22 protein-coding genes are annotated in these 22285 nt (G+C 71.2%); 10 read left to right on the top strand and 12 right to left on the bottom strand.

Features of this window, described 5'->3' with window-relative positions; genetic code table 11:
- Window positions 1–98 precede the first annotated feature (98 nt).
- Genes ACIRRY_RS04715 through ACIRRY_RS04705 form a run of 3 tightly spaced genes read left to right on the top strand, consistent with a single transcriptional unit; the run spans window position 99 to window position 3021 of the window.
- On the top strand, window positions 99–872 hold the full coding sequence (locus tag ACIRRY_RS04715) for a (Fe-S)-binding protein (protein ID WP_403967880.1): 774 nt from the start codon (window positions 99–101) through the stop codon (window positions 870–872).
- Complete coding sequence (locus tag ACIRRY_RS04710) at window positions 869–2356, top strand: LutB/LldF family L-lactate oxidation iron-sulfur protein (RefSeq protein ID WP_403967878.1); 1488 nt, start codon at window positions 869–871, stop codon at window positions 2354–2356. Before ACIRRY_RS04715 ends, ACIRRY_RS04710 begins: the two co-directional genes overlap by 4 nt.
- On the top strand, window positions 2353–3021 hold the full coding sequence (locus ACIRRY_RS04705; protein ID WP_403967876.1) for a lactate utilization protein C: 669 nt from the start codon (window positions 2353–2355) through the stop codon (window positions 3019–3021). The genes ACIRRY_RS04710 and ACIRRY_RS04705 overlap by 4 nt, the downstream gene beginning before the upstream one ends.
- On the opposite strand, the gene ACIRRY_RS04700 is transcribed toward ACIRRY_RS04705, so the two are convergent.
- Window positions 2994–6041 carry a family 78 glycoside hydrolase catalytic domain gene (locus ACIRRY_RS04700; RefSeq protein ID WP_403967874.1) on the bottom strand — a complete coding sequence of 1016 codons (3048 nt, stop codon included), beginning with the start codon at window positions 6039–6041 and terminating at the stop codon, window positions 2994–2996. The genes ACIRRY_RS04705 and ACIRRY_RS04700 overlap by 28 nt on opposite strands.
- A gap of 178 nt (window positions 6042–6219) precedes the next feature.
- Here ACIRRY_RS04700 and ACIRRY_RS04695 point away from each other — a divergent pair, with 178 nt between their 5' ends.
- On the top strand, window positions 6220–7374 hold the full coding sequence (locus ACIRRY_RS04695) for a betaine/proline/choline family ABC transporter ATP-binding protein (protein WP_403967872.1): 1155 nt from the start codon (window positions 6220–6222) through the stop codon (window positions 7372–7374).
- Window positions 7375–7389: 15 nt separating this feature from the next.
- On the opposite strand, the gene ACIRRY_RS04690 is transcribed toward ACIRRY_RS04695, so the two are convergent.
- From ACIRRY_RS04690 to ACIRRY_RS04665, 6 genes are all read right to left on the bottom strand, one after another.
- A complete protein-coding gene (locus ACIRRY_RS04690) occupies window positions 7390–7968 on the bottom strand; it encodes a hypothetical protein (protein ID WP_403967870.1) in 579 nt (192 codons plus the stop codon).
- A 52-nt stretch (window positions 7969–8020) separates the two neighbouring features.
- Entirely contained in the window at window positions 8021–8956 is a 936-nt protein-coding gene (locus tag ACIRRY_RS04685; protein ID WP_403967868.1) for an ABC transporter substrate-binding protein, read from the bottom strand.
- The gene (locus tag ACIRRY_RS04680) at window positions 8953–9624 is read right to left on the bottom strand and encodes an ABC transporter permease (RefSeq protein WP_403967866.1); all 672 of its coding nucleotides are present in this window, start codon (window positions 9622–9624) and stop codon (window positions 8953–8955) included. The genes ACIRRY_RS04685 and ACIRRY_RS04680 overlap by 4 nt, the downstream gene beginning before the upstream one ends.
- On the bottom strand, window positions 9621–10301 hold the full coding sequence (locus ACIRRY_RS04675; protein WP_403967864.1) for an ABC transporter permease: 681 nt from the start codon (window positions 10299–10301) through the stop codon (window positions 9621–9623). Before ACIRRY_RS04675 ends, ACIRRY_RS04680 begins: the two co-directional genes overlap by 4 nt.
- Window positions 10302–10362: 61 nt before the next feature.
- Window positions 10363–10731: a hypothetical protein gene (locus ACIRRY_RS04670; RefSeq protein ID WP_403967862.1), complete on the bottom strand. Its 369-nt coding sequence runs from the start codon at window positions 10729–10731 to the stop codon at window positions 10363–10365.
- Window positions 10728–11297 carry a DUF4232 domain-containing protein gene (locus ACIRRY_RS04665; RefSeq protein WP_403967860.1) on the bottom strand — a complete coding sequence of 190 codons (570 nt, stop codon included), beginning with the start codon at window positions 11295–11297 and terminating at the stop codon, window positions 10728–10730. The genes ACIRRY_RS04670 and ACIRRY_RS04665 overlap by 4 nt, the downstream gene beginning before the upstream one ends.
- 210 nt (window positions 11298–11507) lie before the next feature.
- Between ACIRRY_RS04665 and ACIRRY_RS04660 the strand changes: the two genes are divergently transcribed.
- Window positions 11508–12290, top strand: coding sequence for an ABC transporter ATP-binding protein (locus tag ACIRRY_RS04660; RefSeq protein ID WP_403967858.1), 783 nt, complete (start codon window positions 11508–11510; stop codon window positions 12288–12290).
- Window positions 12291–12293: 3 nt separating this feature from the next.
- Entirely contained in the window at window positions 12294–13604 is a 1311-nt protein-coding gene (locus ACIRRY_RS04655) for an FtsX-like permease family protein (protein ID WP_403967856.1), read from the top strand.
- A 91-nt stretch (window positions 13605–13695) separates the two neighbouring features.
- On the opposite strand, the gene ACIRRY_RS04650 is transcribed toward ACIRRY_RS04655, so the two are convergent.
- Complete coding sequence (locus ACIRRY_RS04650) at window positions 13696–14265, bottom strand: TetR/AcrR family transcriptional regulator (protein ID WP_403967854.1); 570 nt, start codon at window positions 14263–14265, stop codon at window positions 13696–13698.
- Between the two features lie 213 nt (window positions 14266–14478).
- On the opposite strand from ACIRRY_RS04650, the gene ACIRRY_RS04645 reads away from it, so the two are divergent.
- Entirely contained in the window at window positions 14479–15336 is an 858-nt protein-coding gene (locus ACIRRY_RS04645; RefSeq protein WP_403967852.1) for an AAA family ATPase, read from the top strand.
- A complete protein-coding gene (locus tag ACIRRY_RS04640) occupies window positions 15333–16688 on the top strand; it encodes a VWA domain-containing protein (protein ID WP_403967850.1) in 1356 nt (451 codons plus the stop codon). Before ACIRRY_RS04645 ends, ACIRRY_RS04640 begins: the two co-directional genes overlap by 4 nt.
- Window positions 16689–16712: 24 nt before the next feature.
- On the opposite strand, the gene ACIRRY_RS04635 is transcribed toward ACIRRY_RS04640, so the two are convergent.
- Complete coding sequence (locus ACIRRY_RS04635) at window positions 16713–17417, bottom strand: SDR family oxidoreductase (RefSeq protein ID WP_403967848.1); 705 nt, start codon at window positions 17415–17417, stop codon at window positions 16713–16715.
- Between the two features lie 150 nt (window positions 17418–17567).
- Here ACIRRY_RS04635 and ACIRRY_RS04630 point away from each other — a divergent pair, with 150 nt between their 5' ends.
- Window positions 17568–18563 carry a D-cysteine desulfhydrase family protein gene (locus ACIRRY_RS04630; RefSeq protein WP_403967846.1) on the top strand — a complete coding sequence of 332 codons (996 nt, stop codon included), beginning with the start codon at window positions 17568–17570 and terminating at the stop codon, window positions 18561–18563.
- A gap of 110 nt (window positions 18564–18673) precedes the next feature.
- Here the strand turns inward: ACIRRY_RS04630 and ACIRRY_RS04625 are convergent, their stop codons facing one another.
- The 3 genes from ACIRRY_RS04625 to ACIRRY_RS04615 all read right to left on the bottom strand — a co-directional run bounded on the left by ACIRRY_RS04625 (window position 18674) and on the right by ACIRRY_RS04615 (window position 20913).
- Window positions 18674–19033 carry a cupin domain-containing protein gene (locus tag ACIRRY_RS04625; protein ID WP_403967844.1) on the bottom strand — a complete coding sequence of 120 codons (360 nt, stop codon included), beginning with the start codon at window positions 19031–19033 and terminating at the stop codon, window positions 18674–18676.
- A 177-nt stretch (window positions 19034–19210) separates the two neighbouring features.
- Window positions 19211–20191, bottom strand: a complete 981-nt coding sequence (locus tag ACIRRY_RS04620; RefSeq protein WP_403967842.1) for a pyridoxal-phosphate dependent enzyme — start codon at window positions 20189–20191, stop codon at window positions 19211–19213.
- A complete protein-coding gene (locus ACIRRY_RS04615) occupies window positions 20188–20913 on the bottom strand; it encodes a transcriptional regulator (RefSeq protein ID WP_403967840.1) in 726 nt (241 codons plus the stop codon). The genes ACIRRY_RS04620 and ACIRRY_RS04615 overlap by 4 nt, the downstream gene beginning before the upstream one ends.
- A gap of 137 nt (window positions 20914–21050) precedes the next feature.
- Here ACIRRY_RS04615 and ACIRRY_RS04610 point away from each other — a divergent pair, with 137 nt between their 5' ends.
- On the top strand, window positions 21051–22274 hold the full coding sequence (locus ACIRRY_RS04610; protein WP_403967838.1) for a metallophosphoesterase: 1224 nt from the start codon (window positions 21051–21053) through the stop codon (window positions 22272–22274).
- Window positions 22275–22285: the final 11 nt, after the last annotated feature.

The raw sequence follows: 22285 nt of genomic DNA, 5'->3' as shown, positions 1-22285 counted from the left end.
GGAGGCCCGGCTCGGCGCCCGTCGAGCTGGGGGCTCCCCCAGACGGTGACCTCCGACTACGCTGCACCCATCCGATGATCGACCACTAAGGAGCCGCGATGCGTGTCGCCCTGTTCCTGACTTGTGTCAACGACACACTCTATCCGGACACCGGGCGCGCCGTGGTGAAACTGCTGACCAGGCTGGGCGTCGAGGTCGACTTCCCGATGGGCCAGACCTGTTGCGGGCAGGCGCACTACAACACCGGCTACCGCCATGAGGCCGAGCCGCTCGCCCGGCATTTCTCCGATGTCTTCGGGGAGTACGAGGCGATCGTCACGCCGTCCGGGTCGTGCGGGGCGATGGTGCGCGAGCTGTATCCGCGGATGGGGGAAAGGGCCAGGGCGGAAGGGCGCGGTGACACCCTCGCGGCCACGTTGGCGCCGGTGGTGCCGAAGACGTACGAACTGACCGAGTTCCTCGTGGACGTGCTCGGGGTGACGGACGTCGGGGCCTCCTACCCGCACAAGGTCACCTATCACCCCACCTGCCACGGGCTGCGCAGCCTGGGCCTCGGTGACCGGCCGCTCAGGCTCCTCCAGGCCGTCAAGGGGCTGGAGTTGGTCGAGTTGCCCGGTGCCGACGAGTGCTGCGGCTTCGGCGGGACGTTCGCCATGAAGAACGCCGACGTCTCGGCGGCGATGGGCGCCGACAAGGTGCGCAACGCGGAGTCGACGGGCGCCGAGGTGCTGTGCGCTGCGGACAACTCCTGTCTGATGCACATCGGCGGCACGATGGCCCGGCTGCACACCGACATGCGGCCGGTGCACATCGCGGAGATCCTTGCCGCCACGGAAACGGAAACCGCCACGGAAGAGGAGTCACGCGCATGAGCGGCACGTTCGTCGGGATGCCGGCCTTCCCGGCCTTCCCCGTGGCCGCCCATGAGGCCGTCAACAACCAGACGCTGCGCGGAAATCTGCGCCACGCCACCCACACGATCCGCGCCAAACGGGCCAAGGCCGTGGCCGAACTGTCCGACTGGGCCGCGCTGCGCGAGGCCGGCAAGCAGATCAAGGACCACACCCTCCGTCATCTCGACCGGTATCTGGTCCAGTTGGAGGAGTCGGTGACGGCGGCCGGCGGCGTCGTCCACTGGGCCGCCGACGCGGACGAGGCCAACCGGATCGTCACCCGAATCGTCCAGGAGACGGGCGAGTCGGAGGTCGTCAAGGTCAAGTCGATGGCCACGCAGGAGATCGGGCTCAACGAGGCCCTGGAGGCGGCGGGCATCCGGGCCTACGAGACCGATCTCGCCGAGCTGATCGTGCAGTTGGGCAAGGACCGGCCCTCGCACATCCTGGTGCCCGCGATCCACCGCAACCGCGGTGAGATCCGGGAGATCTTCGTCCGCGAGATGAGCGAGTGGGGCCGTCCGGCGCCGGACGGGCTGACCGACACCCCCGCCGCACTCGCCGAGGCCGCCCGCGTCCATCTGCGGGAGAAGTTCCTGCGCGCCAAGGTCGGGGTCTCCGGCGCCAACTTCATGGTCGCCGAGACCGGCACCCTCGTCGTCGTCGAGTCGGAGGGCAACGGCCGGATGTGCCTCACTCTCCCCGAGACGCTGATCTCGGTCGTCGGCATCGAGAAGATCGTGCCCACCTGGCAGGACCTGGAGGTGTTCCTCCAGACCCTCCCCCGCTCCTCGACCGCCGAGCGCATGAACCCGTACACCAGCACCTGGACCGGCACGACCGACGGGGACGGGCCGCGCACCTTCCATCTGGTCCTGCTCGACAACGGCCGCACCGACACCCTCGCCGACGAGGTCGGCCGCCAGGCCCTGCGCTGCATCCGCTGCTCGGCCTGTCTGAACGTCTGCCCGGTGTACGAGCGGGCCGGCGGCCACGCCTACGGCTCGGTCTATCCGGGCCCGATCGGCGCGATCCTCAGTCCCCAACTCCGGGGCACCGCAAGCGAGATCGACGCCTCGCTGCCGTACGCCTCGTCGCTGTGCGGTGCCTGCTACGAGGTGTGCCCGGTCGCCATCGACATCCCCGAGGTGCTGGTGCATCTGCGGGAGCGGGTCGTGGAGGGCGGGCCGGTGACCCGCGAGGGCAACAAGGTCGTCCTCCAGCCCGCCAAGGGCCATGCCGCCGAGCGCGCGGCCATGCGGGCGACCCGCTGGACGTTCACGCACCCGGGCGCCCTGCGCGCCGGGCAGCGGCTCGCCTCCCGCACCCGCCGCTTCCATCCACGGACCCTGCCCGGCCCCGGCAGGGCGTGGAGCGGCACCCGGGACCTGCCCGCCGTGCCCCCGGAGCCGTTCCGCGACTGGTGGCAGCGCACGCAGGGTGGAATGGACGGTGCCAAGTGAGCAGCAGGGAACGGATCCTGGGCCGCGTGGAGCGCGCGCTCGCGGACGTACGCGCGGACGACACTCCGTACGAGCAGGCGGTACGACGGGACTATCTGCGTGAGCACGGGGACCGGAGTGTCGAGCAGACGGTCGACCTGCTCGCCGAGAACCTGGCGGACTACCGGGCGCTCGTACACCGGTGCACGGAGGCCGAACTGGCCGCCACGATCGCCGGGTTGCTGGCCGAGCGGGGCTCGCGGACGGTCGTCGTACCGTCGGGTCTGGAGCCTTCCTGGCTCGCGGCGGCCGACGTCGAACAGCTCGCGGACCGGGCCGAGAACACCCCGCACGAGCTGGACCGGGTCGACAGTGTCGTCACGGCGTGCGCGGTGGCCGCCGCCGAGACCGGGACCATCGTCCTGGACGGTGGCCCGGACCAGGGCCGCCGCCGGATCACGCTCGTCCCCGACCATCACATCTGTGTCGTACGGGTGCCGGACCAGGTGGTGTCGTCCGTGCCCCAGGCGCTCCAACGCCTCGACCCGGCACGCCCGTTGACCTGGATCTCGGGTCCGTCGGCGACCAGTGACATCGAGCTGGACCGGGTCGAGGGGGTGCACGGTCCGCGCACCCTGGAGGTGGTGCTGGTGAGCGGTCAGGCGAGCGTGGACGTCAACTCGTAGCGGCCCGAAGGCAGTTCGAAGGACGCGGTGCCGTCCGCGAAGCCGAGGAACTCGACGCCCAGGGCCGCGGCCAGCGGCCTCCCGTTCTCGTGGACGGTCGACGGGTCGGCGGTGGGGATGCGCAGGGTCGCCGTACTGTTCGCGGGAACCACCGCCCGATACGTCAACCGCCCTTCCCGCACGGTCCATTCGCTGACGATCTCGCCGTAGGGCGAGATGTGTGAGCCGCTCACCCGGGTTATCCCGCCGGTCGGGTCGAGGTGCGGGCGGAGGAAGAAGTGCTTGAAGCCCGGGTGTTCGGGGTTCTTGGCGATGCCGGCCATGCTCTCGTACATCCACTCCATGATCGCGCCGTAGGCGTAGTGGTTGAACGAGTTCATGTCGACCGGACCGAAACCGTCCTGCTTCGAGTACGAGTTCCAGCGCTCCCAGACGGTGGTGGCGCCGTTGGCCACCGAGTAGAGCCAGGACGGCATCGCGTTCTGGTGGAGGAGACGGTACGCCAGGTCGGCGCGGCCCTCGCCGGTGAGGACCGGGGCGATGACGTTCACGCCGAGGAAGCCCACGGAGAGGGTGTTCTCCGCGTACTCCACGCGGGTGCTGTCGGGGTGGGCAGCTTTGTAGGCCTGGCCGTTGCCTATGTTGTCGGCGAGCAGCGTGACCAGTTGGCGGTGCTGGAACTCCGTGTCGTAGAAGCCGAGTTTGAGGATCCAGAGCAGGGCGGTCTGGGTGTTGTCCTCGGTCCTGCCCGCGCTGTTGCCGGGGGTGTGGGGCGGTGGGTCGCCGAGGCTCGACCGGACGGTGAGCTGTCCGGTGAGGGCGTCGGTGGCGAAGTACTTGCTGATGAAGGCTCGTTTGACGTGGCTGAACAGCCGCTCGTAGGTGGCTGTTTCGGCGCTGCGGCCGGTGGCGCGGGCCATGTCCGCCATGAGGCGGGCGCTGTAGCCGTAGTAGACGTCGCTGATGAGCTGGGTGCTGGTGATCTGGAAGGCGAGCCAGTCGCCGAAGACAGCGCCCTGACCGGCGTAGGTGTCGCCGGTGCGGTGTCGGATCCAGTCGAGGTACTTGGTCATCGCCGTCCAACTGCGGTCGATGATCGTGGTGTCGCCGGACATCTGCCACACCGTCCACGGCACGACCACTCCGCAGTCGGCCCACCCGCTGGCGGGAAGCGGCCGGCCGTAGCGATGGCCCGGGGCGACCCAGGGGAACTGGGCCCTCCCCGCGCCGTAGGTGTGCTGCGAGTCGATCAGCGTGTCCTGGAAGTGGCTCAGGAAGGGGACGGCGTCGGTGTTGAACAGGGCTGTGTTGCAGAAGAGTTGGGTGTCGCCGGTCCAGCCGAGGCGTTCGTCGCGCTGCGGGCAGTCGGTGGGCACCCAGAGGTAGTTGCCGCGCTGGCCCCAACGGACGTTGCTGATCAGCTGGTTGACGGCGGCGGCGTCGGTGGTGACGGTGCCGAGGTCGTGCAGGGCGGAGGTGGCCACACGGCCCGTGAGGTCGACGAGCGTCACGGTCTCGGTCGTGGTGACGGAGACGTACCGGAATCCGTAGAAGGTCAGCGAGTCCTGGTGGGTCTCGCCGGCCGGGTCGCCCTTGAGGACGTAGGTGCTGGTGGCCTCGGCGGTGCGCAGGTTCGCGCGGTAGACCGAGCCCACGGGTCCGTCGGCGCCCTCGCCGGCGTCGTTGAGCATCTCCCCCGGTTTGCAGGTGACTTGGGCGCCCGCCGGGCCGCGCAGGGTGTAGCGGGGGACGCCGACGAGGTTCTGGCCGAGGTCGACGACGGCGGTGTCGCCGGGGTGCAGGGTGAGAGGGAGGGTGGCGGCCCGGGTGGGGTCCGTGGCTCCCTTGTGGACGGTGACGGACCGCGGCTCGCGGTCCCACTCCGGCATCAGACGGGCGCTCTCGCCGGGATAGGCGATCAACCGGGCGTCGGGGAAGGGGTCTTGAGCCTCGACGGCGGACCAGGCCGAGGCGTCGAAGCCGTTCGCCGTCCAGCCGGGGAGTTCCCTGCGGGCGTCGTAGGTCTGGCCGTCGTAGATGTCGTCGGCGCGGTAGGGGCCGGTGTCGGTGGCCCGCCAGTCCTCGCCGGGTGCGGTGACGATCGTCCGGGTGGAGCCGTCGGCGTACCGGATCAGGAGTTTCGCCTTGAGGGCGAGGGGGTTGCCGTCGGCCGAGTAGTAGGCGCTGTTCTCGGAGATGCGGCCGTTGTACCAGCCGTTGCCGAGCACGGCCGCGAGGGTGACCTGCGAGGGGTCCGTGAGCAGGTCCGTGACGTCGTAGGTGAAGTAGTTGACGGTGGTGTCGTAGTTGGTCCAGCCGGGGGTCAGCAACTCGTAGGTCGTGCCGTCGCCCTGCGGAACCGGGACGCGTCGGCCGTTGACGTAGGCGTCGTACACGCCGAGCGCGGACACGTACAGGCGGGCCTCGGTCACCTCCCCGCCGGTCAGTGCCGTCTGGTTGCGCAGGAGTGGTGCGCCGGGGCTGTTCGGGCGCTTGCCCGCCATGCCGATCCACCGCGCGCCGTCCCAGCCGGTGACTCCGTCGGTGCTGAGGAGGCCGGTCTCGAAGTGGGTGCCGGGTGCCGCGGTGACGGCGCGGCCGTGTTCGTCCCAGACCGTCACCGTCCAGTGGTAGCGGGTCGAGGCGCGCAGTTCGGGGCCGGAGTAGCGCACGGCGACCGAGTCCGCCGAGTCGACGCGGCCGCTGTCCCAGACGTCGGCGCGGCCGTGGGCGAGCTGCTCGGGCGTGGTGGCGAGCAGGATCCGGTACGCCGTCTGGCGCCGGCCCCGTACGGTGGAGGCCGTACGCCAGCCGAATCGGGGGTGTGCGGCGTCGACGCCGAGGGGGTCGGTGCGGTGTTCCACGGTCAGGTCCGACACCGTGGTGCCGGCCGCCGCGCTTCCCCCGGCTCCGTTCCCTCCCGCCATCGCCGCGGGTACGACGCTCAGGGCCGCCGTGCCGAGCAACGTGCGGCGGCGCAGCCTTCCGGTGCGGGCCGTTCCGTCGACTCCGTCGTTCATGCCACGTGTCCCTTCGGCTGTCGTGCCGGCCGTCATGTCGGCCGTCATGTCGGCCGTCATGTCGGCCGTCCGAGAGATCCAGTTCCTTCGGATCATTCCAGGGTCGGCATGCCCTCGTCACCAGCCGGTAGGCCCCCGCTGATGGGCGGTACGCGACCGGCGCCGCTAGCGTGAGGACATGATCCGGTTCGAGCAGGTCAGCAAGCGGTACCCGGACGGTACGACGGCCGTGGACGGGCTGTCCTTCGAGGTGAACGAGGGCGAACTCGTCACGCTCGTGGGCCCGTCCGGCTGCGGCAAGACGACGACCATGATGATGGTCAACCGGCTCATCGAGCCCACCTCCGGCCGGATCCTCGTCAACGGCGAGGACATCGCCTCCGTCGACCCGGTGCAACTGCGCCGCCGTATCGGATACGTCATCCAGCAGGTGGGACTCTTCCCGCACCGCACGGTCCTCGACAACACGGCGACCGTGCCGTCCCTGGTCGGCTGGAAGCGGGCGAAGGCGCGGGCCCGGGCCGCCGAGCTGCTCGATCTGGTGGGCCTCGACCCGAAGACGTACGGTCCGCGCTATCCGGAGCAGTTGTCGGGCGGGCAGCGGCAGCGTGTCGGGGTGGCGCGGGCGCTGGCCGCCGATCCGCCGGTGCTGCTGATGGACGAGCCGTTCGGCGCGGTCGACCCGGTGGTGCGGGAGCAGTTGCAGGACGAGTTCCTGCGGATGCAGGCCGCCGTGCGCAAGACGGTGCTGCTGGTCACGCACGACATCGAGGAGGCGGTACGGCTCGGTGACCGGATCGCCGTGTACGGGCAGGGGCGGATCGAGCAGTACGACACCCCCGGCGCGGTGCTCGGCAAGCCGGCGACGCCGTATGTCGCCGAGTTCGTGGGCGCGGACCGGGGTCTGAAGCGGTTGTCGGTGACGGAGATCGAGCCCGACGACCTCGAACAGCCGCCGGTCGCCCGGGTGGACGAACCGGCCCGGCGCGCCGCCGACCGGCTCCGCGTGGAGGGCGCGCGGTGGGCGGTGGTCCTCGACCAGCAGGGTGAACTGCAAGGGTGGGTCAAGGCCGACGAACTCGGCGCGGGCGGCACCGTCGGTGAACTCGCCCACCGGATGAACGCGTGGGTACCGGTGGGCGCCCCCTTGAAGCAGGCGTTCGGCGTGATGCTCCAGCACGACGCCGGGTGGGTCGCCGTACTGGACGGAGCACGCTTCCTCGGCGTGCTGACTCCGGCGAAATTGCACGAGGCGCTCCGGCGGTCCGTGGACGCGGACGCGCTTGGAGTGCCCCGGGGGCAGGTGGACTTCGACTCGGTGGCGGACGCGTGAGGGTTGCTTCGCGGGTCAGGAATAGGTGATGGGGCAGCCCTGTCGCAGTGAGTGCTGGGCGGCACGCAGGTACAGGGCCACGTAGAAGGCCGTGTCCAGGTCCTCGCTCCAGCGGCCGGGCCGGGCAGCGGCCAGTTCCTCCGCCTCGCCCTCCAGGAACCAGAAGGTGAGCGCGAGGTTCTCGGTCGCCTCCGGTATCTCGGCGGGCAACTCCAGTGCCGTCGCCAGGCGTTCGGCGAGGGCGAGCACCTGGGGCGCTCCCACGATCACCGTCTCGTCCGTGTAGGCGGAGCCGATCGGCAGCCGTATCTCCGCGTCGAGCGAGACCGGCACCAGCACCGACCAGTCGCCGATCAACTGATGTTCCTCAGGCGTCAGTCGAGCTCGGCAGAGCGCGTCGAAGCCCTTCATCGACGGGCTCAGTTTCTCCTCGAAGCCCAGCGCCCCGTCCCGCTCCGGCGCGGGTGCGTACGGCGGCAGCCCGCGCCGGGTCAGCTCCGCGTCGAGTCCCTTGGCGATCGCCCCCATTCCCCCTTCCCCCGTGTCCTCACGCAGCCACTCTTCCGTACCGACATCGATCAGATAGACACCCATGCCCGAACGCTACAAGCCACCACTGACAATCCCCCGAAGCTCATGGGGACCCTCACTTCAGCAGGCCCTTTTCCTTCAGATAGGTCCGCGCCACGTCCTGGGCCAACCGCCGCCAACTGTCGACCTGTTGGTTCATGGAGGCGAGGTCGGCCGTGGTAAGAACGTCGTTGAGCTTCCCCAGCGCCTTGGTCACGCCGGGACTCCCCGCCCGGGAGCGGTTGACGACCGGGACGACGTAGTCGGCGTTCTGGAGGTGCTTGTCGTCGGTGAGGAGGACCAGGCCGAAGGCGTCGAGGGTGGCGTCGGTGGTCGTGGTCAGCACCATCTGGTCCTGCCCGTTCTGCACCGCGCTCTTGGCCTGTGTGGTGCCGACGCCCTTCGGGTCGACGGCTGTGATGTCGATGCCGTAGGTCTTCTTCAACCCCGGTTCGCAGTAAGGCCGTTGGACGCACTCGTCGCCCGCCGCGAGCCGCACCTTCAGTCCCGAGGCGCCGAGGTCGCTGAGGGTCTTGAGGTGGTGTTCCCGAGCGTACGAGCGGGCCACCGCGAAGGCGTTCTGGTCGACGGCCTTGCCGGGGTCGAGGACGGTCAGCCCACGCGGGGTGGCGAGTTCGCGCAGTGCCTTCATGGTGGTGGCGAGGTCGGGTGAGCCGACGGCCGGTGCGTCGGGGCCGTTGGTCTTGGCGTTGAGCCAGTCGGCGAAGGTGGCCGCGTACTCGGGTACGACGTCGATCTGCCCTGATTCCAGGGCGGGTTCGTAGAGTTCGCGGTTGGCGACGGTGAGCAGGGACGTCTGGTAGCCGGCCTGCTTCAGCAGGAGCGCGTACATCTGGGCGAGCAGGTCGCTCTCGGTGAAGCCGGCCGAGCCGATGGTGAGGTGGTGGCTGTCGCCGGGTGGCGCGGTGACGGCGCTCTGGTTCTCCAGGGACGGACCGGTCGAACAACCGGTGACCAGGAGCAGGGCGGCCAGGGCCATGCGTCGTTTCATCGCGCTCTCCCCGCCCATCGGGGTGCCAGCCGTTCGGTGACCGCGAAGACGCCCTCGACGAGCAGCGCGAACACGGCGACGAGCACCGCCCCGGCGACCACCTGCGCGGTGTTGGCGAGGTTGAAGCCGGCGGTGATGATGCGGCCGAGTCCGCCGCCGCCCGCGAGCGCGGCGATGGTGGCGGTCGCGACGAGTTGGACGGCCGCGATCCGTACGCCGTTCATCAACAGCGGGAGGGAGAGCGGCAGTTCGACACGGAACAGCATCTGCCGTCCCGTCATGCCCATTCCGCGCGCGGCCCGCACCACGTCGCGGTCGACCTCGCGCATCCCGACGTAGGCGTTGGTGAGCAGCGGCGGTACGGCGAACAGGACGAGGGCGACGACGGTGGGTCCCTCGCCCCACTTGCCGATCGGGGTCAGGAGCAGCAGGACCAGGACGGCGAAGGTGGGCACCGCGCGGCCGATGTTGGAGATGTTGACGGCGAGCGCGCCGCCCTTGCCGAGGTGGCCGAGGACGAGCGCGACCGGCAGCGCGATCAGGCAGCTGATGACGAGGCAGACGACGGTGAGGACGAGGTGCTGCGCGAGCCGGTGCCAGATGCCGTCGTCGCCGCTCCAGTGGGCGGAGTCGGTGAGCCAGTGCCAGGCGTCGGTGAGGGTGTTCATCCGCGCACCGCCCTGGTCCAGGGGGTGATCAGCCGTTGCACGAGCAGGAGGAGCAGGTCGGCCAGGATCGCGATCACCACGCAGAGCACGGACGCGGTGAGCACCTGGGCCTTGAAGTAGGTGTTCATGCCCGCGTAGATGAGGTTGCCGAGTCCCCCGAAGCCGACGATCGCGCCGACCGTGACCAGGGAGACCGCCGAGACGGTGGCGATGCGCAGGCCGGCCATCGCGGCGGGCAGCGCGAGGGGCAGTTCGACGGTGAGAAGGAGGCGGATCGGGCCGTAGCCCATGCCGCGTGCGGCCTGTCGGGTCTCCTCGGGTACGGCGCGCAGGCCGGCGAGGATGTTGCGGACGAGCAGGGTGAGCGAGTAGAGGACGAGCCCGGCGACGACGAGGGTGGCGGAGAGGCCGTAGACCGGCAGGAGCAGGGAGAACATCGCCAGGGACGGGATCGTGTAGAGGATCGTCGTGATCGCGAGCACTGGTCCAGCGGCCCAGCCCCAGCGGCGGGCCACGACCGCGAGCGGCAGCGCGACGGCCAGGCCGATCAGGACCGAGATCGCGGTGAGCTGGAGATGCTGGCCGACCGCGTCGAGGAGGATGTGGCGGCGGGTGCTCAGGTACTCGCCGCAGATCCACTCGTTGCGGGCGAGGCAGTCGTCCGGGGGCGCGGTCACAGGTCCATTGCATCGGGCGGGCCCGGGGGCGGCTCGTTCTGGTGACCCGTACGGGCGTCGGTCAGGGGTTCCAGTAGGTGGAGAGGGAGGCGACGAAGACCGCCGCGGAGGTGAGGACCACGAGTTGGGCGGCGGCCGTGGTCCAGAGCCGGCAGGCGATCGCCAGGGCGACGGTCACGGCCTCGGCCCGGCACAGGAAGACGACACAGCCGTACTGGTAGGAGGCGCCCGTGGAGTCCATGATCCCGGCGTAACCCATCCAGTCCTCGGTGAAGATGCCTTCGCTGCCGAGCAGCAGGATCAGCGCGACGAGGAGGACGTCGAGGCCGACGAACAGCGCGCACGTGACGGCGTCGGCTTTCCGGTGGGCGCGCGAGCGGCGCAGAAGGCGCTGCGGGAAGCCGTCGACGCGGGTGCCCCGGTCCGTCATCGGGTGCCTCCGGTGGCGCGCCACGGTCCGACGCCGAGTCGGCCGGTGGTCCCGAGGTCGAGTCCGCCGTCCGGTGTCAGGAGGACCGGCAGTGAACCGGCCTGCGCCGCGACCGTCAGATACGGCACGAGGGCCGCGCCGCCGAGGCCGCTGACCGTGTTGCGCCACAGCAGGCCGGCGGACGCTCGCTCACCGGGTGCGAGCGTCACCGTGTCCGGCGGGTCGTCGAACCCGGTCACCGTGGCGATGCCGCCGCTGCCGTGGACCACCGTCACGCCGGTGAGGCTCCGCTGGTCCCGGTCGAGCAGCCGGATCTCGGGGTAGCCCTGGACGCGGTAGGCGCGGGTGCCGCAGTTCTCCAGGGTGAGATCCATGGCGCGCAGGCCCAGCGCGGGGTTCACCGGTCCGGCGGTGACCCGGATGCCCTCGTCCGGGCAGATCGGGCCCGACATCGACCAGCCGGCGGCGGGATCGTCGTAGGCCACGGCCGAGACGGTCCAGATGGCGGCCCCGACGAGGAGCCCCACCAACGCGACCAGCACGGTGTCGTACACGCTTCTCCGCATCCGCAGAGTCGATCAAGGCCGGCCCGGGACCGCTGTGGCGGAAGCCATACCTCCGGTCACAGCCCTGTCACAACGGGTCCCGCGCACCCGACCCCGAGGGTGTCGCTGAGTACACCCCGCGATACGGGTTCTGCGCCCAATGTGCCTGGGCCGCCTGCTCCGTAGCGTCGTCTGCGAGGCACAGGGCGTGCCGCACGGAGGGTGAGGGCGATGTTTCGCACCGCACGACGGACGCACGACAAGGGACCCGCCGCCGAGGCACTGCGGCTGGTCAAGGTGAGCAGGACCTACGGCCGTGACGACAGCGCCGTGACCGCCCTGGACGGGGTCACGCTGAGCCTGGAGCGCGGCACGTTCACCGCGGTGATGGGACCTTCGGGGTCGGGCAAGTCGACGCTGTTGCAGTGCGCGGCGGGTCTCGACCGGCCGGACAGCGGGATCGTGATGGTCGACGGCGCGGAGCTGACGGGCGGGAGCGAGGCCGAGCTGACGCGGTTCCGGCGCGGTCGGATCGGGTTCGTGTTCCAGCAGTACAACCTGCTGGACACGCTCACCGTCGCGCAGAACACCGTGCTGCCGCTGAAGCTCGCCGGGCGACGCGTCGACCGGCGGCGGGCCCAGGAGATCCTGACCGCGGTCGGTCTCGGGGACCGGCTCGGGCACCGCCCCGAGCAGCTCTCCGGCGGTCAGCGGCAGCGGGTCGCGATCGCCCGCGCTCTGGTCACCGAACCCCGGGTGATCTTCGCGGACGAGCCGACCGGCGCCCTGGACACGCGTAGCGCGCGGGACGTTCTGCTGCTGTTGCGTGAGGCGGTGCGGGTACACGGACGGACCGTGGTGATGGTGACGCACGACCCGGTCGCGGCCTCGTACGCCGACTCGGTGGTGTTCCTCGCGGACGGCCGGCTCGCCGGCCGGATGCACGCGCAGACCGTCGACGCGGTCGCCGAGCGGCTGGCGCACCTGGGCGACGACGTGACGGTGGGGGTGTGAGCGATGTTCGTACTGGCGATGCGTTCGATCCGGCGGCGGCCGGGGCGGTTCCTGGCGACGCTGCTGGCCGCGTTCCTCGGCGCCGCGATCATCATGACGTTCAACTCGCTGCACGACACGGCGGCACAGCACGGCGTCGACCCGGTCAGTGCCGAGACGCTGTCCACGTCGGCGAGTGTCGTCGGCGGCTACGGCACCCTGCTGGTGTTCTTCGCCGTCGCCTCGACGCTGACGGTCAACGTGCGGCAACGGTCACGGGAGTTGGAGACGCTGCGCTGCTCGGGGGCGACCCCGGCGCAGCTCAACCGGATGGTCGTGGGTGAGGCGGTGGCCGTCGCGCTGCTGGGCGCGGTGCTGGCCGTCGGTCCCGCGATGCTCGGCGGGCGGGCGCTGCTCGGGGTGTTCCAGGACAGCGGTCAGGTGGCGCGGTCCGTCGACTACTCCTTCGGCCCCTTCGCCCTCCAATCGGGCCTCGGCATCACGCTGTCGGCATCGGCGGGCGCCGCGTTCCTGGCCGTACGGCGGGCCACGCGCGGGCGGCAACAGCGGGGCCGGGCACGGACGTTGTCCGCCTACGCCGCGCTGGTCGCGGGTGTGGTGTCGGTCTCGGCGACGTTCGCGTTCTCCGCGACGGACGCGGCGCTGATGGCGGCGCCCGCGTACGGGGCGATCCTGCTGTCGGTCGGCTTGGCGCTGCTGGCGCCCCGGCTGTTGAAGGGCCTGCTCGACCGGCTCCAACTGGCCGGTGCGAGTGGGTGGTTGGCCGTCCGCAATCTGCGCGAGCGGGCCGACCAGGTCGCCGGGATCCTGATGTCACTGATCCTGTTCACGGCGGTGTCCACGGCCACGCTGTACATGCAGGCGGTGGAGAGCGACGCGGTGAATGCGTCCGGCCTGAAGAAGTCGGTGGACGCGAAGAACCTGGAGACCCTCAACTTCACGGTCGTCGGCATCATCGTGGTCTTCGTCTGCGTGATGCTGGTCAACTCACTGTACGCGGCGACGACTTACCGCGCCCGGGAGTTCGGCGGACAGCGACTGGCGGGCGCGACGCCGGGGCAGGTGCTCCGCACGGTCGGCATCGAGACGGCGATCCTCACGGTCACCGGGGTGCTGTCCGGCACGGCGGCGGCACTGGCGGGGATCGTGCCGTTCACCGTGGTCCGCACGGACTCGGTGCTGCCGCACCAGGGGCTCGGGATCTGGCTCGCGGTCGTCGCGGTGGCGGCGACGGTGACCCTGGGGACGAGCCTGCTGACGGCACGGCGGGTGCTGCGGATTCCGGCGGTGGAGTCGGTGGGACTGGCCGCGTGAGCACGGGGAGCGTTCCGGTTCGGTTCGCTTGACGTTCGGGTTCCAGTTCGGGTTCGGGGCAGTCGTTGCGGCGGCTGCCCCCGCCGCACGTCTACTTCACGCCCGCCGCGTCCAGCAGGATCGCCACGGTCGGTGTCGTCAGCCCCTCCAGGGTCTCCACCTTGGCGCCGGCGCGAGCACTCGCTCCGTCGAAGATCAGCATCAACTGGCGTGCCAGCAGGGCGGGATCATCTGCGCCCCCCAGCTCGGCCTGGGCGCGGAAGGCGTCCTGCAAGGTCTCCTTGGCGGTGCGGGCGACCACGCTCGCCGGGTGCTCGGGGTCCTTCAGCTCGACGAGTGCGGCAAGGAACGGGCAGCCCATGTACGCGGGCTCGGTCGAGGCCTTCTCCGCCTGCTCGAAGACGTACAGGATCCGTTCGCGGGGCGTACCGGCGTCGTCCGGGCCGGGCATGAGCCGCGCCGCGTAGCCCGGGGCGCGGCGTTCCAGGCTCGCGGCGAGGACCTGGTCCTTGCTCTCGAAGAGCTGGTACATCGACCGTTTCGAGACTCCGGCGGACCGGCACAGCGCCTCGACGCCGATGGAGACGCCGTCGCGGTAGAACAGCTCGGCCGCCGCGTCGAGCAGCCGGTCTCGGGGGGACGCCTTGTCTGTCGTGGCCATACTGCGAGGTTACCGCGCCGCGAGCCAAGAGGAAACCGATCGGTGTACAGGCTTGCGCGGTGGTCCGGTCGCGGGCGACAGTGGAGGTGAACAAGCGCTTAGACATGTAGCCGAACGCCGCGGACACGCAGCTGGACGCCTTGAACCTGCAGCTGAGCGCGCTGAAAAGGTAGCTGGACGCTGACGCACCACCCGTGAACCGCCGGAGGCCCCGTGTTCCGTTCCGTCGACGAAGTCGCCGCACGCCTCGCCGAGACCGGCTATCTGGCCTCGCCCGCGGTCGCCACGACCGTCTTCCTCGCCGACCGCCTCGGCAAACCGCTCCTCGTCGAGGGCCCGGCCGGCGTCGGCAAGACCGAACTCGCCAAGGCCGTCGCCGAGGTCGCCGGCGCCCGGCTGGTCCGGCTCCAGTGCTACGAGGGCGTCGACGAGTCCCGCGCGCTGTACGAGTGGAACCACGCCAAGCAGTTGCTGCGCATCAGCGCGGGCCGCGACGAGAGCTGGGACGAGACCCGCACCGACATCTTCAGCGAGGAGTTCCTGCTCCCCCGCCCGCTGCTCACGGCGATCCGCGGCGACGACCCGAAGGTCCTGCTGATCGACGAGACCGACAAGGCCGACGTCGAGGTGGAGGGTCTGCTGCTGGAGGTGCTCAGCGACTTCCAGGTCACCGTCCCGGAACTGGGCACGATCACCGCGACCCGCCGCCCCTTCGTGGTCCTCACCTCGAACGCCAGCCGCGAACTCTCCGAGGCGCTGCGCCGCCGCTGCCTGTTCCTCCATATCGGCTTCCCCGACGAGGAGTTGGAACGTCGGATCGTGCGGCTGAAGGTGCCGGGGCTCGGCGAGGCGCTGACCGAGTCGGTGGTCCGGGTGGTCGGGGCGCTGCGCGAGATGGAGCTGCGGAAGGTGCCCTCGGTGGCCGAGACCATCGACTGGGCCCGCACCCTCCTGGCGCTCGGCGCCGACACCCTGGACGAGACGGTCGTACGGGACACCCTCGGCGTGCTCCTCAAGCATCAGGACGACATCCTCAGGGCGGCGGCGAAGCTCGATCTGGACGCGGTGTGAGTGCCGCCGGTGTCACCGAGCGGCTGACGGGCCTCGTCGGGGCGCTGCGCGCGCACGGTCTGCGCATCGGCACCGGTGAGACCGTGGACGCGGCGCAGGCGATGGAGGCGCTCGGGTTCACGGATCGCGAGCTGCTGCGCGAGGGACTGGCCGCGACACTGCTGCACGGCACGGGTCAACGCCCGGTGTTCGACCCGGTCTTCGACCTCTACTTCCCGCGCGGCATCGGGGCACCGCAGGGCGAACCCGCCGGCCGCGAGGACCTGCGCGACCGGCTCGCGGCGGCACTGGCCGCCAACGACCGCGCCCTGATGGGGCAGTTGGCGGCGGAGGCCGTCGACGGTTTCGGCGGCTACGGCAACTCCCCCACGTCTGACGGCTGGTCGTCGTACCAGACCCTGGAGTGGCTGCGTCCGCAGACGCTGCTGGCCCGGGTGCGGACGAGCATCCGGGAGCAGGGCGGGGAGGCCGGGTTCACCGACCGGCTGCTCGACGACGAGATCCGGCAGCGGATCGAGGGCTTCCGGCGGCAGGTCGCCGCGGAGGCGCGGCGCCGGGTGGCCGAGCGGCGCGGCCGGGACGAGCTCGCCCGGCGGGCGGTGCCGCCGACGGCCGACCGCGTCGACTTCCTGTTCGCCGGCCGGGCCCAACTGGCCGAACTGCGCAGGGCTGTTCAGCCGCTGGCCCGGAAGCTGGCCACCCGGCTCGCCGCGCGCCGCCGGCGCGCCTCGCGGGGCACGATCGATCTCCGGCGCACCCTGCGTGGCTCACTGTCCACGGGCGGGGTGCCGATGCGGCCGGTGCTGCGCCGACGTCGGCCGGTCCGGCCCGAACTGGTGCTGCTGTGCGATGTGTCGGGCTCGGTGTCGGGCTTCTCCGACTTCACGATGCTGCTGGTGCAGGCGCTGCACGACCAGTTCAGCAAGGTGCGCGTGTTCGCCTTCGTCAACCGCCTCGACGAGGTGACCCCGCTGCTCGTCCACGGCACGGCCGACCCCGAGGGCCTCGGCACCCGCATCCGCGACGAGGCCACCCTCACCGGCTGGCACGGCAGCAGCGACTACGGCGTCGCCCTGGGCGAGTTCGCGGAGCGGTACGGCGACGCGGTCGGCCCGCGCACGACCGTGTTCGTCCTCGGGGACGCCCGCACCAACATGAGCGACCCGAATCTGCCGGCCGTCCGGCAGATCACCCAACGGGCCCGCCGCGTCTACTGGTTGAACCCCGAGCAGCGCTCCCAGTGGGGCACCGGCGACTCGGCCGCACCCGGCTACGCGGAGCTGGTCGAGATGCACGAGTGCCGCAACGCCCAGCAACTCAGCGCGCTGGTCGGCCGGTTGCTGCCGATCTGACCGGGCATCCGGCCCGGCATCCGACTAGACGGTCGCCAACTGCGGGTACAGCGCGCCGCCTTCCGCGGACAGTCCGGCCTTCACCTGCCGGGTCAGGTCGTCGGCAAGTACCTCGAAGGCGCCGGACTCGATGCCGTCGAGGGCCTGTGCGGCCACGCTCTCGGGAGTGGACTTGGGCCCGTCGACATGCGCGGCCATGTCCGTGTCGACGTAGCCGACATGCAGTCCGGTGACCTCGATGCCGCGCGGCTTCAGGTCCAGGCGCAGGGAGTTGGTCTGCGACCAGAGGGCCGCCTTGGAGGCGCTGTAGGAGCCGAGGACGCCGAGCCAGGACAGGACCGAGTGGACGTTGAGGATGTGTCCGCCGCCATTGCGCTCGATGATCGGCACGAACGCCCGGGTGACGAGCAGGGGGCCGTAGAAGTTGGTCTCGAACTCGCGGCGGACGTCCTCGACGGGCGAGTCCAGGAAGTTCGCGTTCACGGACGCGCCCGCGTTGTTGATCACGATCGTGACGTCCTGCGCCTGCTCGGCGGCCGCCGCGACGGACGCGGGGTCACTGACCTCGAGCGCCAGCGGTACGGCGTCCGGGTGGGTGACCGTCTTCGGGTCGCGGGCGGTGGCGTACACCTTCTTGGCGCCCCGCTCGTACAGGGCCTCGACCAGCGCGCGGCCGATGCCACGGCTGCCGCCGGTGACGAGGACGACGGCGCCTTCGATGTTCGTCATGGAGATCTCCCGTGGTGAGGGGGTGCCGTACAGCACCCGGCCCAAGTTGGAAACCGATCGGTTCCCTCATGTCGACCACAGTAAACCGATCGGTTTCCATGGGCAAGCCCGCCCGCCGTCGAACTGCCGGAGCGCGCGATGATGTACGCCATGAGCGACCCCCGCGTAGAACTGGCCACCTTCCCCACCCCCGTCGAACCGGCACCCCGGCTGGCCACCGCGATCGGGCTCGGCCCGGACGACCTGTGGATCAAGCGCGACGACCTGACCGGCCTCGGAGGCGGCGGCAACAAGATCCGCAAGCTGGAGTGGACCGTGGGCGCGGCGCTCGCCGAGGGCGCGGACACCCTGGTCACCACGGGCGCCTCGCAGAGCAACCACGCCCGTCTGACCGCCGCCGCCGGAGCGCGGCTGGGCCTGGACGTGGTGCTGGTGCTGCGCGGATCGCCGGGTGGGTCGCGCTCGGGGAACCTCGCCCTCGACGGGCTGTTCGGCGCCCGGATCGCCTGGGCGGGCGAGGTGGACCAGGCCGGACTGGACGCGGCGGCGGCCGAGGTGAGCGACCAGTTGAGGGCCGCGGGTGCCAGACCCGCGCTGATCCCGTTCGGCGGCTCCAGCGCGCTCGGCGCACGCGGCTATGCGCGCTGCGGTGAGGAACTGCGCCGCCAGCTCCCCGATCTGCGTACCGCCGTCGTCGCGCTCGGCTCGGGCGGCACGATGGCGGGGCTGGTGGTCTCGCTCGGGGCGTCCGCGGTGCTCGGCGTGGACGTGGGCGCACTGCCCGAACCGGCCGCCGCCGTAAGGGAGTTCGCGGGACTGACCGCATCCGCATCCGCATCCTCGTCTTCATCCTCATCGGATTCGGATGCGCTGCGGATACGACGGGACCAGGTCGGCAGCGGCTACGCCACACTCACCGAGCCCACCGCCGAGGCCCTCGCCCTCGCCGCCCGCACCGCCGGGCTCGTCCTCGACCCGACCTACACGGGCCGCGCGATGGCCGGCCTGATCGCGTCCGTCCGGGACGGCGACATCAGGCCGGGCGAGCGGACCGTGTTCGTGCACACGGGCGGGCTGCCCGGGCTGTTCGGGCACGCGGAAGCCGTCGCGTACGCGGAGGAGCGGGTCGTCGAGTACCGCGCGTGACGGTCGAGTACGGCGCGTGACCGTCCCGTGCCGCGCACGACCGTCCCGTACCGCGCATGACATACGCGCCCGGCGGGTGCGGTGCCGCAGGGCGCGTACGTCCGGAGGGACTACGGGGCCTTCGCGTAGCCCGTGGCCATCGCGCCCGCGAAGTCGTACACGATCGCCTGTTCGTCACCGACGACCCACGCGTCATGTCCGGGCGGGCACACGAACACGTCGCCGGGGCCGACTTCGGCCTCGCCGCCGTCGTCCATGCGGAGGTGCATCCGCCCCTGGAGCACATAACCGTTGTGGTGGATCTCGCAACTCGCGGTGCCGGCGATCGGGGCCACCGACTCGGACCAGCGCCACCCCGGTTCGAAGGTGGCCACGGCGAAGTCGAGCCCGGTGAGGTGGACGGCTTCGAGGTGGCCGCGGGGGAAGTCACGTCGCTCGTCCGGCTTGTCGACCGTCTTCACTTCCAGCATGACGGCTGCCTCCGTTCCGGCCGTGTGCGGCACGGCCGGGGCCGGTCTCCGTCTCCCGGCGGCCACGAACGGCGTCGGCGCTTCGGCGGGGGCCGCGCCCCACCACACCATCGTCTTCCCGTCCAGCCGGGAGCGCCATTCGGGGGAACGCGGATACGGGGACGGATACGGGGACAGTCAGGAAGTGCCCGGCGCGCAGAGCCTCGCGAACCGCTCGCTGTCGATGTTTCCGCCCGAGACGATCATCCCCACCCGGCCCGACAGCCGGCCCGCGCGCCCGGCGAGGAGCGCGGCCAGCGGGGTCGCGCCGCTCGGCTCGACGACGATCTTCAGCCGCTCGAAGGCGAACCGCATCGCGTCCTTGATCTCCTCGTCGCTCACCAGCGCGATCTCGTCGACCAGCCGTCGGTTCACGGAGAAGGTCAACTCACCGGGTGTGTCGGCCGCTTGTCCGTCGGCGATGGTGCGCGGCACCGGGATGGACACCCGCCGGCCCGCCTCCAGCGAGCGCTTGGTGTCGTCGCCGGCCTCCGGTTCGACGCCGATCACACGGGTGCGCGGGTGCAGCCCCTTGACGGCGGTGGCCGTCCCGGCGATCAGCCCGCCGCCGCCCACGGGCACCAGTACGGCATCCAACTCCCCGACTTCCTCGACGAGTTCGAGTCCCGCCGTGCCCTGCCCCGCCATGATGTGCGGATGCTCGTAGGGCGGGATGAGGGAGAGCCCGCGCTCGGCGGCCAGGGCCTCCCCGATGGCAACCCGGTCGCCGCTGTAACGGTCGTACGTGACGATCTCGGCGCCGTACCCCGCGGTGGCGGCGAGCTTCGAGGCCGGGGTGTCCTCGGGCATCAGGATCACCGCGGTGGTGCCGAGTTCGCGGGCGGCGAGGGCGACGGCCTGGGCGTGGTTGCCGGACGAGTAGGCGGCGATGCCGCGCGCGAGGTCCGCCGACGTCAGCCGGGAGGCGGCGTTGTAGGCGCCGCGGAACTTGAAGGCGCCGATGCGCTGGAAGTTCTCGCACTTCAGGAACACCTCGGCGCCGACGCGTTCGTCGAGGGTGCGTGAACGCAGCACCGGTGTGCGGTGGGCGACGCCCTTGATCTGCGCGGCGGCGTCACGCACGTCGTCGAGGGTGATGGGCGGGGCAGCGGTCGTCACGCGTCTCCTCCAGTGGAATCGGGATCGGGATCGGATTCAGGCTCGGGATCGGACGACGGGGCCGTCGCCGCCCGGGCCTGCGAGAGGTAGCTGTAGGCGGAGGCCCGGGAGATGCCCAGCCGGACGGCGACCTGCTCGATGGCCCGGCGCACGGCGAACACCCCGTGCTCGTCGAGGCTGCGGAACAGCAACAGGCGCTGCGCGCGGTCGAGTTGGACCCAGGTCCTGCCCCGCCGTAGCTGATGGTCGTCGACGATGGCCTCGACGACGGAGTCGATGTCGTTACCGAACGTGGTGGTGGTCGACGCCTTGGCCGCGCCCCCTCCACCGATCCCGGCCAGCAGGGCCTGCGCCTGCTGTACGGCGGTGACGTCGACGTTGACGCAGAGCGCGCCGAACACCGCGCCCGAGGAGTCCCGTAGGACCATCGTGGACGACTTGAGCTGTTGGCCGCCCCTGGTGCGGGTGACGTAGTTCAACTCGTCGGCGGCCTCGTCCCCGCGCGCGAGCATCCGCAGCCCGATCTCACTCATCGCCCCGCCCACGGACCGCCCGGTCAGCACTCCGGCAACGGCGACCACCGACTTCTCCGGGTCCCGGTAGTCGTGCAGCACCACCTCGCACACCGGACCGAAGGTCGCCGCGATCCCGTCGACGAGGGGCGTCAACGCGGCGATGATCGCGTCCCGCTCGGCGTGCGGGGGCGGGGTGTCGTGCGCCATTCCAGCCTTTCGGTTCGGACTGTATGTCCAGGAACTATACCCACAGTCCAACACTCGCTCCACGAACACCCCTCCACCCAGCCCGAGGACGACCGGATACAGTGCGCGAGACGGCAGCCTGGCCAGAGAGGGGCAGCGTGACCGACACCAGCGACACCCGATCCGCCGACAGCAGCGCAGAACGCGCTCAGCGGCGGAGCCCAGTGCTCCGCCTGATGCGCTATCTCCCCCTGGTCGCCCCTGTCCTGCTGTGGGCCGTGCCGTGCTGGGTGCTCCTGTACACCGGCCAGCACTGGCCGTTGCCCGTCACGCTGGTCGGGACCGCGCTGTTCGTCCTCGGCCTGGTCGGTATGCCGCTCGCGATGGTGCGTGGTCACGGCCGGCGCCAGCAGGACCGGGTGGCGGTCGTCGGGGACTCCCTGCTGGGCGGCAGCTGGGTTCTGTTCACCTGGTCCGTTCTGCTCGGCGTGCTGTTGCGGCTCGTCCTGACCGTGGCCGGCGTCGGCGAGGGGCAGGACCGGGCCCGCATCGTCACCTGGGCCGTCCTCGGCACGACCGCCGTACTGCTCGCCTGGGGGTACGCCGAAGCCCGCCGCGTGCCGCGCGTGCGCCGCCTCGACGTGCAACTCCCGCGGCTGGGTGCGGGGTTGGACGGCACCCGCGTCGTCCTCATCACCGACACCCACTACGGCCCGCTCGACCGCGCCCGCTGGTCGGCGCGGGTGTGCGAGACCGTGAACACGCTGGAAGCCGACCTGGTCTGCCACACCGGCGACATCGCGGACGGCACGGCCGAACGCCGCCGTGCCCAGGCCGTCCCCCTCGGCACCGTGCAGGCCACCAAGGCCCGGGTCTACGTCACCGGCAACCACGAGTACTACAGCGAGGCCCAGGGCTGGGTCGACCTGATGGGCGAGCTGGGCTGGGAGCCGCTGCGCAACCGCCATCTGCTCCTCGAACGCGGCGGCGACACCCTCGTGGTCGCCGGCGTGGACGACGTCACCGCCGAGTCCTCCGGCCTGGCGGGCCACCGCGCCCACCTCGCCGGAGCCCTGGACGGCGCCGACCCCGACCTGCCCGTCCTGCTCCTGGCGCACCAGCCCAAGTTCGTCGACCGGGCGGCAGCAGCGGGCATCGACCTCCAGCTCTCCGGCCACACCCACGGCGGCCAGATCTGGCCCTTCCACCACCTGGTCCGCCTCGACCAGCCCACCCTCGCCGGCCTCAGCCACCACGGCGCCCGCACCCTGCTCTACACCAGCCGAGGCACCGGCTTCTGGGGCCCGCCGTTCCGCGTCTTCGCCCCCAGCGAGATCACGCTGCTGGTGCTCCGCTCCCCGGACCTGCCCAGCACGCCGTGACACCGGGCGCG

The sequence above is a fragment of the Streptomyces sp. NPDC101776 genome, assembly GCF_044766845.1.
Lineage (GTDB): Bacteria > Actinomycetota > Actinomycetes > Streptomycetales > Streptomycetaceae > Streptomyces.
This window is presented reverse-complemented; position numbering and strand designations above follow the sequence as displayed.

What these genes read in the sequence shown, in the direction of transcription:
- ACIRRY_RS04695 (WP_403967872.1), top strand. Translation starts at nt 6,220, where the DNA reads ATGATCCGGTTCGAGCAGGTCAGCAAGCGGTACCCGGACGGTACGACG.
- ACIRRY_RS04715 (WP_403967880.1), top strand. Translation starts at nt 99, where the DNA reads ATGCGTGTCGCCCTGTTCCTGACTTGTGTCAACGACACACTCTATCCG.
- ACIRRY_RS04670 (WP_403967862.1), bottom strand. Translation starts at nt 10,731, where the DNA reads ATGACGGACCGGGGCACCCGCGTCGACGGCTTCCCGCAGCGCCTTCTG.
- ACIRRY_RS04690 (WP_403967870.1), bottom strand. Translation starts at nt 7,968, where the DNA reads ATGGGTGTCTATCTGATCGATGTCGGTACGGAAGAGTGGCTGCGTGAG.
- ACIRRY_RS04700 (WP_403967874.1), bottom strand. Translation starts at nt 6,041, where the DNA reads ATGAACGACGGAGTCGACGGAACGGCCCGCACCGGAAGGCTGCGCCGC.
- ACIRRY_RS04635 (WP_403967848.1), bottom strand. Translation starts at nt 17,417, where the DNA reads ATGACGAACATCGAAGGCGCCGTCGTCCTCGTCACCGGCGGCAGCCGT.
- ACIRRY_RS04615 (WP_403967840.1), bottom strand. Translation starts at nt 20,913, where the DNA reads ATGGCGCACGACACCCCGCCCCCGCACGCCGAGCGGGACGCGATCATC.
- ACIRRY_RS04650 (WP_403967854.1), bottom strand. Translation starts at nt 14,265, where the DNA reads ATGGCCACGACAGACAAGGCGTCCCCCCGAGACCGGCTGCTCGACGCG.
- ACIRRY_RS04625 (WP_403967844.1), bottom strand. Translation starts at nt 19,033, where the DNA reads ATGCTGGAAGTGAAGACGGTCGACAAGCCGGACGAGCGACGTGACTTC.
- ACIRRY_RS04685 (WP_403967868.1), bottom strand. Translation starts at nt 8,956, where the DNA reads ATGAAACGACGCATGGCCCTGGCCGCCCTGCTCCTGGTCACCGGTTGT.
- ACIRRY_RS04665 (WP_403967860.1), bottom strand. Translation starts at nt 11,297, where the DNA reads ATGCGGAGAAGCGTGTACGACACCGTGCTGGTCGCGTTGGTGGGGCTC.
- ACIRRY_RS04680 (WP_403967866.1), bottom strand. Translation starts at nt 9,624, where the DNA reads ATGAACACCCTCACCGACGCCTGGCACTGGCTCACCGACTCCGCCCAC.
- ACIRRY_RS04630 (WP_403967846.1), top strand. Translation starts at nt 17,568, where the DNA reads ATGAGCGACCCCCGCGTAGAACTGGCCACCTTCCCCACCCCCGTCGAA.
- ACIRRY_RS04660 (WP_403967858.1), top strand. Translation starts at nt 11,508, where the DNA reads ATGTTTCGCACCGCACGACGGACGCACGACAAGGGACCCGCCGCCGAG.
- ACIRRY_RS04710 (WP_403967878.1), top strand. Translation starts at nt 869, where the DNA reads ATGAGCGGCACGTTCGTCGGGATGCCGGCCTTCCCGGCCTTCCCCGTG.
- ACIRRY_RS04655 (WP_403967856.1), top strand. Translation starts at nt 12,294, where the DNA reads ATGTTCGTACTGGCGATGCGTTCGATCCGGCGGCGGCCGGGGCGGTTC.